A 9588-nucleotide genomic window follows, 5' to 3' on the forward strand; every position below is an offset into this window, starting at 1 on the left:
TTTAAATATTTTGAAGTTCTTGTCATAAGTGTAGTCTCTCTTTCGTTTACACCTATACAATAAATCTTAAATAGACATCATTAATGTCAGTTATATTAACAAATCACCAATGTATCTGTTAAGCCATACAATATTTCTGAGGTGAATTTGTTATGAAGAAAAAACTTGGAAATATATTGATTTTTGTGCTGATTATTGGACTCACGATTGGATATGGAATTTATAAAGATAGTCAATCTACAGTTACTGTCAATAAAATTTATACGATGGAGTTTCAAGAACAAGCATTATCGGATTTAGAACATGAAAAAGGAAATGGAAACTATACACTTCAAAATATATTTATGAAATACAATCCTTTTTCAACCAATACACAATCGATGTATGTTTATTTTAATACATCTAAAGTAGCTAAAATTACATATACAGTGAGTTGCAGCGATTATGCAGATTTTACAGCTACAGCGAATCAGGCTAAAGAATATCAAAAGGAACATGAGTTTCAATTGATTGGTTTGATTCCAAATTGTACAAATACCATCACAATTACAGCTACCTATAAGGATGGCACAAGTCAAAGTGTAAGTACAAATTATACAATGGGATCTCTTTTAGGTGATGAAGATATACAACTTAAACAAGTATCTGGTTCTAAACAATATTTAGGCAATGGTTTATATACACTATTAGGAAATGATGCGGATGATCAAGACTTTGTCTATATGTATGATACAAATGGCGTTTTGCGTGGGGAAATTCCAATTATTGGATATCGTTCTCATCGTATGTTGATGCAAAATCAAATCTTATATATGAGTGTATCTACACATAGAATGGCTGCCATCAATCATTTGGGTATGATTGAACACATTTATAATTTGGGTAATTATATAGTTCATCACGATTATCAATTTGATCAGGATGGAAATTTGATTTTATTAGCTACAAATGAAGAAAAGAATAGTGTAGAAGATTGTATTATTAAATTAGATGTAGATAGCGAAGAAGTAAGTGAAGTATTAGATCTAGAAGATTTGTTTAAAAGCTACAAAGAGAGTACGGATCATAAAGAAGGTTCAAAATGGGATTGGATGCATATCAATACACTTCAATATCTAAATGATGATAGTGTCATTCTTTCTTCTCGAGAAACAAGTTCAATCATTAAAATCAATGATGTAAGCACAAATCCAAGTATTGGCTATATCATAGGCAATGAAGATTTCTGGAAAGATACAGACTATACAAAGTATTTATATACAAAAGTAGGGGACTTCTTGACGAGTGGAGGACAACATACCGTAACATATATGGAAGATGATTCATTAGAATATGGTCAATACTATCTCTACATGTTTGATAATAATTTTGGATATTCTAAGACAAGAAAAGATTATGATTGGACGGTAAATGAAGGGATTCAAACAAGTATTACAGAAGGCACGACATCCTATTACTATCAATATTTAGTGGATGAAAACGAAGGAACATATACATTGGTTCATTCGTTTGAAGTTCCGTTTAGTGCCTATGTATCGAGTGCACAAAATTTAGGTGATCATATTGTCGTAGATTCAGGAATTGTAGGACTATTATCCATTTATGATACGGATGGAAATCTTGAACAACAGTTCAGTATAAAGAAAAATGATCGATTTATTTATCGAATTTATTATTATGACTATAAAGGATATTATTTTAGTTAGAGAGCAATCTCTAACTTTTTTTAAGCATATTTTAAGTATTATTTCGTATGTTTTATATATGACATATCAAGAATTTTATGGCTCTGACTATGATCAGTTTAAGAAAGTATTCAATTCTGTTTTAAATACGATTCATTCGAGTTCATTAGCTTGTATACAATATACGACTTCTAGAATCAAATCACCACAAAAGTGTTATGAAAAAGATAGGCGATGAATATTCTTTGCTTCATGATATTGGAGTTCGCATCATTTGTTCGTTTGTGGATGAAATCTATGAAATAAAGGATTGGATTCATTCATGTTTTAAAGTGGTGGAAGTAAGAGACAATTTAAGCTATCCCAAACTCAGTGGATATCGCAGTCTACATGTGATTATTAAAGTAGATGGATGGTTTAGGTGAAATCCAAGTACGAACGATCGCATTAGATTTTTGGGCAAATCTCAAATTCATTATAAGAAACATATTGAAGATGAAGATTTGATACGTAGTGAATTAAAACGATGTGCCGATGGAATTGCTTCTTTAGATTTGTCATTTCAGACAATCAAAGATAGAATCGAGGGATAATATGCGATTATTGATAGCGGATGATGAAATGAATTTGGCTAAAGCACTACGAGCTGTCTTAGAAGATGAGGGTTATAATTGCGGTGTGTGTTTTGATGGGAATAGTGCCATTCGTTTGATTTCCCAAGAAATTTATGATGGATTGATTTTGGATATTATGATACCTGAAAAGAATGGTTATGAAGTGCTAAATCAGATTCGCAAACAAAAAGATGATATTCCGGTATTACTTTTAAGTGCATTAAATGAAGTGGATGATCAAGTTACAGGTTTTGATTTAGGTGCCAACGATTATTTATCCAAGCCCTTTTCGACAAAGGAATTGATTGCACGAGTCAAAATGATGTTAAAAGAAAATACGATAGACGAATCTTATTTACAATATCAAGATATTCTATTAGATAAGAAAGAAGTAATACTTGCGCATAAGAATACAAAATATCAATTGACGAAGTTGGAATGTAGTATTCTTTCTTTATTGGTTCGAAGTGAATCGAATCGAGTACCTATTTGGCTTGTGATTGAAAAAGTTTGGAACAATCGAGTAGATGTGAATCAGAATACAGTTTCATTGTATGTATCCTATTTAAATCGAAAGTTATCGGCATTACAATCTTGTGTATCTATAAAAATGAGTAAAGAAAATATAGAACTGTGTGTTAATATATAAAAAAGAAGAAAGGGCGTGGTGTTTATGAATATATTAGTTGTGGATGATGAAAAAAACATTGCGTATGCGATTGCACAAATTTTAGAAGAACAAAAATGGCAAGTAACTATGGCTTATGATGGACAAGAAGGTTTAGATTTAGCCCTAAGTGGATTTTATGATGTAGCTATTTTAGATATTATGCTCCCTGTTATGAATGGTTTTGAGGTTGTACAGAAAATGCGTGCCAATAAGATTGAAACTCCAACTTTGTTGTTGTCGGCATTGGATGAAATTCCAGATAAAGTGAAAGGCCTAAATGTAGGGGCCGACGATTATATGACTAAACCATTTTCAGCTGCTGAACTTGTTGCTCGAATTAATGCACTGACAAGACGTAAAGGAGAAGTCATTGTACATGAGTTAAAGTATGACGATTTATCGTTACAACTTGATACTTGTGAGTTGTATTGTGCAAGCCAACATATTCATTTAGGATATAAAGAATTTGAAATTATGAAACATTTAATGTCACATCCAGAAATGATTACTTCTAAAGATGATTTGATTGTTTCGGTATGGGGTAGTGAAAGTGATGCGATGGACAATAATGTAGAGGTTTATATCTCGTTTTTAAGAAAGAAACTAAAATTTTTAAAAAGCAAAGTTTCAATCAAGGTGATTCGAAAAGTTGGATATCGACTAGAGGTTTGTGATGCTTAAAAAACTACAGACAAAATTCATTTTGATTTTAATGTCCTTTGTCAGTGTAATCTTATTATCTGTATTTGGTATAGTTTGTTGCTCAAACTATGTTCATGATAAAAAAGATGTTGAGCGAAGTTTGGAAATGGCTTTACGATTAAAGGATAAAGATTTTTCGATTTCATTTGGAAACAGTCGAAATTTTAATGGGAATTCCTTCGTGATTTATACGGATTCAAATTATGAATATATGATCACAAGCCGTTCAGTATGGAATATTTATGCAGAAGATGCGCAAATCTTAATTGAGAGTGTAAAAAATAAAGACGATATTGGAATTTTGAAAAGACTAGGGTTTGCGTATAAAAAAGAAAAAATTACCAACTATCAAGTGGATGAAAACACAATCATTCCTTCAGGTTATGCCGTAGCCTTTGTGGATGTATCTCACATGCAGTCTTCTTTTCAAAGAATGTTGATTATATCTATTCAAATTGGATCGAGTGTATTACTAGTATTCTTTATACTAAGTTGCATTTTAAGTAAATGGGCATTAAAACCAGTCGAACAGGCATGGGATAAACAGAAACAATTTGTGGCCGATGCCAGTCATGAATTAAAAACACCATTAACGGTTATTTTAGCGGATAGTGATGTATTAACCAATCATTCGACAGAAACTATTTCTTCACAAAAACAATGGATAGAATCGATTCAAAGCGAAGCGAACCGCATGCGAAAACTTGTAGAAGATATGTTGTTTCTTGCCAAGAATGATGCGAATCGAATTGAAATTTCTATGCAGAATTGTTCGCTTAGTGATATATGTTTTCATTGTGTTTTACCGTTTGAATCCATTGCGTTTGAAAAAGGTATTGATTTAATCGATGAAGTGGAAGAAAATATAGAGGTACATGGTAATGAGTCACAGTTAAAACAATTGATTTTAATTTTCTTGGACAATGCGATCAAATATACACCTTCAGGTGGAAAGATTTATTTTAAATTATGTAAGGTACAAAATAAACCCGTCATAACAATTCGTAATACAGATAGCTATATTCCGCCAGAAGATTTAAAACATGTATTTGAGCGCTTCTATCGTGTTGATAAGTCAAGAAAATATCAAGGGGGAGCGGGTTTAGGTTTATCTATCGCAAGTCAAATTACGCAAAGCCATAAAATCAAATTAAGTGTGACAAGTGATGAGAAACAAGGTACAGAATTTACTTTGAATTTCTAGGAGGATAATTATGTTTCAAAAAAGAGTCGATCAAGTGATTGCAAGAATGAAGGCGGATGGGCTTAAACAAATCTTAGTTAGTGAACCATGCAGCATCTATTATTTAACAGGCGTTGATGTAGGTCCTGGAGAAAGATTGTTTGCACTGTACTTGAATGATGAAGGAAGAAAAGTCTTATTTTTAAATACATTATTTACGGTTGAACAAAAGGATTGTGAAGAAATTTGGTATAGCGATACAGATGATTCCACTTCACTTTTAGCTAGTGTTATTAATTTAAGTGAAACGCTAGGTGTTGATAAAGATTGGACAGCACGATTTTTGATTCCTTTAATGGAAAAGTGTGAAGGATTAAAAGTTGTTCTTGGATCAAAATATGTAGATGATACTCGTGCCATCAAGGATGAAAAAGAAATAGAATGTATGATAGAAAACTCACAGATCAATGATGTTGTGATGGAACGTACAAGAGATTTCATTTCAGAAGGTATGACTGAAAAACAAGTAGAAGCTTTTATTCTTGAACAATATAAATTGCTAGGATGTCAAAATGTTTCATTCTCACCAATCTGTTCGTTTGGAGCTAATGGTGCTGATCCTCATCATATGCCAGATGATTCTGTGTTAAAAGCAGGAGATAGTATTGTGATCGATATTGGTGGAAGAAAAGATTGTTATTGTTCGGATATGACACGTACTTATTTCTGTAAAGAAGCAAGTGACGAATATAAAAAGATTCATGATATTGTACGTGTAGCTAATGAAAAAGCGGAAGAAATCATTCGTCCAGGCGTTCGTCTATGCGATATCGATTTAACGGCTCGTAATTATATTTCTAGCTTTGGTTATGGTGAATACTTTACACATCGCCTAGGACATTTCATTGGTCAAACGGATCATGAATTTGGGGATGTAAGTTCAACCAACACAGAAACTGTGAAACCAGGTATGATTTTCTCAATTGAACCAGGTATCTATTTGCCAGAAAAGATGGGTGTTCGTGTCGAAGATTTAGTTTTAGTTACTGAAGATGGTTGTGTTGTATTAAATAAAGTAGATAAAAAATATGCGATGATTGGTTAATCATCGCATTTTACTATTTACCTAAACAAAATTTAGAAAATAATGTATCCAACAAGTCTTCTCTATGAACTTCACCTAAGATTTCTTTCAAATGATCATGAGCAGCCTGAATGTCAATCTCAATTAAATCAGGTTCTACCATCCTGTCCATGGCTTCTTTCGCCCTTAACATATCTTCTTTGGCTTGATTCAATAAACCAATTTGACGCTCATTTGAAAGTAGTGGATCTTCCTTTAATAAATCTTCATGATACAAGTTTTCCAAGGCATCAATCAAAGGTTGAATGTCTTTGTTGGCAGCTGAAATCCAAATGCCATCTTTATCGGGGCTGGTTTTATCTAATTTATTGTAGATAATTAAACGCATCTTATCTTTTGTCAGTTCTAACAATTGTTTATCTTCTTCATCCAATTCTTTTGAACCATCAAAGACTAAAAGAACCAACTTGGCATCTTTTAATTTTTCTTGACTTTTTTCAATGCCAATCTGTTCAATCTTATCGCTGGATTCACGAATACCAGCTGTATCAATTAAATTCAATTGAACACTGCCAATATGAATTTGACCCTCCACCAAGTCTCTTGTGGTCCCCGCAATATCTGTAACGATGGCTTTATCTTCTTCAAGAAGTGCATTTAATAAGCTGGATTTACCAACATTTGGCTTACCGATAATGATTGTATCAATACCTTTTTTTAACATTTGCCCCGTCTGTACACGAGCAAGAATATGATCGATTTTATCTAACCAATCATTTGTTTTAGGTAATAAGTCATTTGTCGTTAATTGTTCGACATCTTCATATTCAGGATAATCAATATTCACTTCAATCTGTGCAATAATATCCATTAAATCATCAATCAAAGGCTGTAGCAGTTTTTTTACACTTCCTTTAATTCCATGAATAGCCATACTAGCTGCGGTATTATTACTTGCTTCAATCATATCTTGAACGGCTTCAGCTTGCGACAAATCAATTCTTCCATGATAGAAGGCACGCTGCGTAAATTCTCCCGGTTTTGCCAGATCTGCTCCAGCACTTAATACCATCGATAAGATTTTACGAGTAATAAAAGTACCACCATGACAATTGATCTCGACAATGTCTTCGCGTGTATATGTTTTTGGAGCTCTAAATATAGAAATTAAAACTTCGTCAACAGGATTTTTATCGATATCTATAATAAAACCATAATGAATGGTATGACTTTTCGCATTCATGATATTACGGTCAAATATTTTTTGCGTGATTTCAATAGCCTTGTCACCACTTAAACGAATGATGGAAATGGCACCATCCTGCAAAGAAGTGGAGATGGCTGCAATTGTATTTTCAAACATTGTAAACATCCTTTCTTTCTTAGTGTATTTTATCATAAAAGATGTATAATGTCTTAGACAGAGGTGTAAACATGAAAGAATATACTAAAAATCAAGTACACGAAGTAGCGTGTGCATTTAATGAACATAAAATTATTGCTCTTCCTACAGATACAGTATATGGAGTTGGAGTAAAATATGGGGATTTAGAAGATTTAGAACGATTAAAACGCGCAAAACATCGTCCAGAAACGAAACCAATCCCAATGATGGTTTCAAATGTAGAACAAATGAAGCAAGTCGCGTTAGTGGATGAAAGAATTGAAAAGATTGCGGCTAAGTTTTTACCGGGTGCATTGACACTCGTTGTGAATGTAAAAGACAGTGTTGATTCAGCATACACAAATGGCTTAAGTACAATTGCGATTCGTATTCCAGATGAAAAATTTATATTAGATGTGATTGATGAGTTGAATTGTCCAATCTTGGTCACAAGTGCCAATCAGTCTGGAGAAAAAACAGCACTTACAAGTGATGATGTGTATGAACAGCTTCCAAAAATTGATGGTATTGTACTTGGGACGTGTAAAGCGTTACAGGCAAGTACGATTGTTGACTGTACAAAAGAAAAGTTACAAATCTTAAGACCTGGACCTATTTCTTTAGAAGAACTAGAATCCTTATTATAGAAAAAACACCCAGAACCTATGTTGTAGGGCATAGGCCAGGGTGCATACGAACACATCTAGAAGTAGTATGCTTCTAGCAGTTCATCTAGTATGTTACTCTGAATTGTATAAGATTCAATGTTTTGGGTTTAAATTTAAACATATGTTAAAACTTGTCAAAATGAGGGATGTTGATTATAATACTATGTATGACAGAAGAAGAAATGATTAGACAAATTGCCGAGCCTATACTTAAACAATTGGAAAAAATCGAAAAGGAACTTGGAAATCATCGTATGCCGCAGCTTCCGCAAATTAAGTTTGTGAAAGAAACAAATATGGGAGATGGTCCTTTTATGATAGGTGACATTGAGGTTACAGATGAGCTTTTAGAAAAAGTGGAAGCCTATATCCAAGAAGAGATTGAAATGATGCATAAGCCAACTGTATTACACTAAGAAGTTACAAAAAAGTAACTTCTTTTTTAAAAAATACTTGCATTTTATTTTATGTTAGTGTATTATATGTGAGCACGTTGGAAATGCGGGTGTGGCGAAATTGGCAGACGCACCAGACTTAGGATCTGGCGCCTTCGGCGTGGGGGTTCGAGTCCCTTCACCCGCACCACTTGTAAATGTAGACAATTACTTCGGTAGTTGTCTTTTTTTGTTTTATGTTATAATTTTTGTATGGAAATTTGTGTATATTATGAAAAAGTAAATGATGAAAGTATTTGTATAAGAAGAGTGTATGCATCCAGTCCGATTGTTGAAATACCTGAAGTGATAGATGGATATATTGTTCGTGAAATTGGAAATTATTGTTTTTCATCAAAAGAAGTCGATTTATCTAAAGCAGTTTTAAGTTGTGAAATTCCATCTTATTATCATGAGTGTAGTGGTTGTGATGTTGAAAGTGTTAAGCTTCCTAGAACTTTAAAAAAACTTGGCGATTATGCATTCTATAATTGTCGAAAGTTAAAAGAAGTATTTGTACCTTCTAGTTTAATGTGTATTGGCAGTGATGTGTTTATGAATTGTTTAAGACTCAATCATATTTATTATGATTGTTCAATTTTTGATGTTACTTTCCTGAAACAAATCTTAACGCAAATCACATGGGATGTAGAAGTTCACTTTTTAGATAGTTCTATATTCTATCCAGAATACAACGGGAGTTATGATGAAGTGGGCCCTGCTCATATCTTTGCCCTGAATATTGAAGGGGAAGGTTTTCGCATGCGTCAATGTTTTAAAGAGGGGAAAATCGATTTTGACGGATATGATGCTTGTTTTGAAAAGCTATGCGCTGAAGAAAGTGAATCTTGTATCTTTCATGTAGCGATTCTTCGCTTTATGATGGGATCTGAACAATACATTCCTTATTTAAGGACACATGATTTGACTTCTTATTTACATGGATATAAAGATATATGTGCTATGGTAGAAAAATTGTTAAAAAAAGAGTGTCTTGGTCAGTCTGATCTAAATCGATTGATTTTTATGGAAATGGATTGGCTTAACAGATACATTGGTGATTTGTTAATATAACTGACATTAATGATGTCTATTTAAGATTTATTGTATAGGTGTAAACGAAAGAGAGACTACACTTATGACAAGAACTTCAAAATATTTAAA

At 32.9% G+C, this 9588-nt stretch carries 11 protein-coding genes and 1 tRNA gene; 11 read left to right on the plus strand and 1 reads right to left on the minus strand.

Features of this window, described 5'->3' with window-relative positions; genetic code table 11:
• Positions 1–152: 152 nt before the first annotated feature.
• The 7 genes from FYJ55_RS09450 to FYJ55_RS09485 all read left to right on the plus strand — a co-directional run bounded on the left by FYJ55_RS09450 (position 153) and on the right by FYJ55_RS09485 (position 5959).
• Entirely contained in the window at positions 153–1706 is a 1554-nt protein-coding gene (locus tag FYJ55_RS09450) for an aryl-sulfate sulfotransferase (RefSeq protein WP_154556614.1), read from the plus strand.
• Positions 1707–1764: 58 nt separating this feature from the next.
• Positions 1765–1923: a hypothetical protein gene (locus FYJ55_RS09455; protein WP_154556615.1), complete on the plus strand. Its 159-nt coding sequence runs from the start codon at positions 1765–1767 to the stop codon at positions 1921–1923.
• A complete protein-coding gene (locus FYJ55_RS09460; RefSeq protein WP_154556616.1) occupies positions 1904–2110 on the plus strand; it encodes a hypothetical protein in 207 nt (68 codons plus the stop codon). Before FYJ55_RS09455 ends, FYJ55_RS09460 begins: the two co-directional genes overlap by 20 nt.
• A 169-nt stretch (positions 2111–2279) precedes the next feature.
• Positions 2280–2948, plus strand: coding sequence for a response regulator transcription factor (locus FYJ55_RS09470; RefSeq protein WP_154556618.1), 669 nt, complete (start codon positions 2280–2282; stop codon positions 2946–2948).
• A gap of 24 nt (positions 2949–2972) precedes the next feature.
• Complete coding sequence (locus FYJ55_RS09475; protein ID WP_154556619.1) at positions 2973–3650, plus strand: response regulator transcription factor; 678 nt, start codon at positions 2973–2975, stop codon at positions 3648–3650.
• On the plus strand, positions 3643–4875 hold the full coding sequence (locus FYJ55_RS09480; protein ID WP_154556620.1) for a sensor histidine kinase: 1233 nt from the start codon (positions 3643–3645) through the stop codon (positions 4873–4875). The genes FYJ55_RS09475 and FYJ55_RS09480 overlap by 8 nt, the downstream gene beginning before the upstream one ends.
• 10 nt (positions 4876–4885) lie before the next feature.
• Positions 4886–5959 carry a M24 family metallopeptidase gene (locus FYJ55_RS09485; RefSeq protein WP_154556621.1) on the plus strand — a complete coding sequence of 358 codons (1074 nt, stop codon included), beginning with the start codon at positions 4886–4888 and terminating at the stop codon, positions 5957–5959.
• Positions 5960–5972: 13 nt separating this feature from the next.
• On the opposite strand, the gene mnmE is transcribed toward FYJ55_RS09485, so the two are convergent.
• A complete protein-coding gene (gene mnmE / locus FYJ55_RS09490; protein WP_154556622.1) occupies positions 5973–7301 on the minus strand; it encodes a tRNA uridine-5-carboxymethylaminomethyl(34) synthesis GTPase MnmE in 1329 nt (442 codons plus the stop codon).
• A gap of 71 nt (positions 7302–7372) precedes the next feature.
• On the opposite strand from mnmE, the gene FYJ55_RS09495 reads away from it, so the two are divergent.
• The 4 genes from FYJ55_RS09495 to FYJ55_RS09510 all read left to right on the plus strand — a co-directional run bounded on the left by FYJ55_RS09495 (position 7373) and on the right by FYJ55_RS09510 (position 9498).
• Positions 7373–7969: an L-threonylcarbamoyladenylate synthase gene (locus FYJ55_RS09495; protein WP_229771150.1), complete on the plus strand. Its 597-nt coding sequence runs from the start codon at positions 7373–7375 to the stop codon at positions 7967–7969.
• A gap of 167 nt (positions 7970–8136) precedes the next feature.
• Positions 8137–8406, plus strand: coding sequence for a hypothetical protein (locus FYJ55_RS09500; RefSeq protein WP_229771151.1), 270 nt, complete (start codon positions 8137–8139; stop codon positions 8404–8406).
• 85 nt (positions 8407–8491) lie between these two features.
• A tRNA-Leu gene (locus FYJ55_RS09505) sits at positions 8492–8575 on the plus strand.
• Positions 8576–8637: 62 nt separating this feature from the next.
• Positions 8638–9498 (plus strand): leucine-rich repeat domain-containing protein, encoded by an 861-nt coding sequence (locus FYJ55_RS09510; RefSeq protein WP_154556625.1) that lies wholly within the window; start codon positions 8638–8640, stop codon positions 9496–9498.
• Positions 9499–9588 lie beyond the last annotated feature (90 nt).

This window comes from Holdemanella porci, from assembly GCF_009696075.1.
Classification (GTDB): Bacteria; Bacillota_I; Bacilli_A; order Erysipelotrichales; family Erysipelotrichaceae; genus Holdemanella; species Holdemanella porci.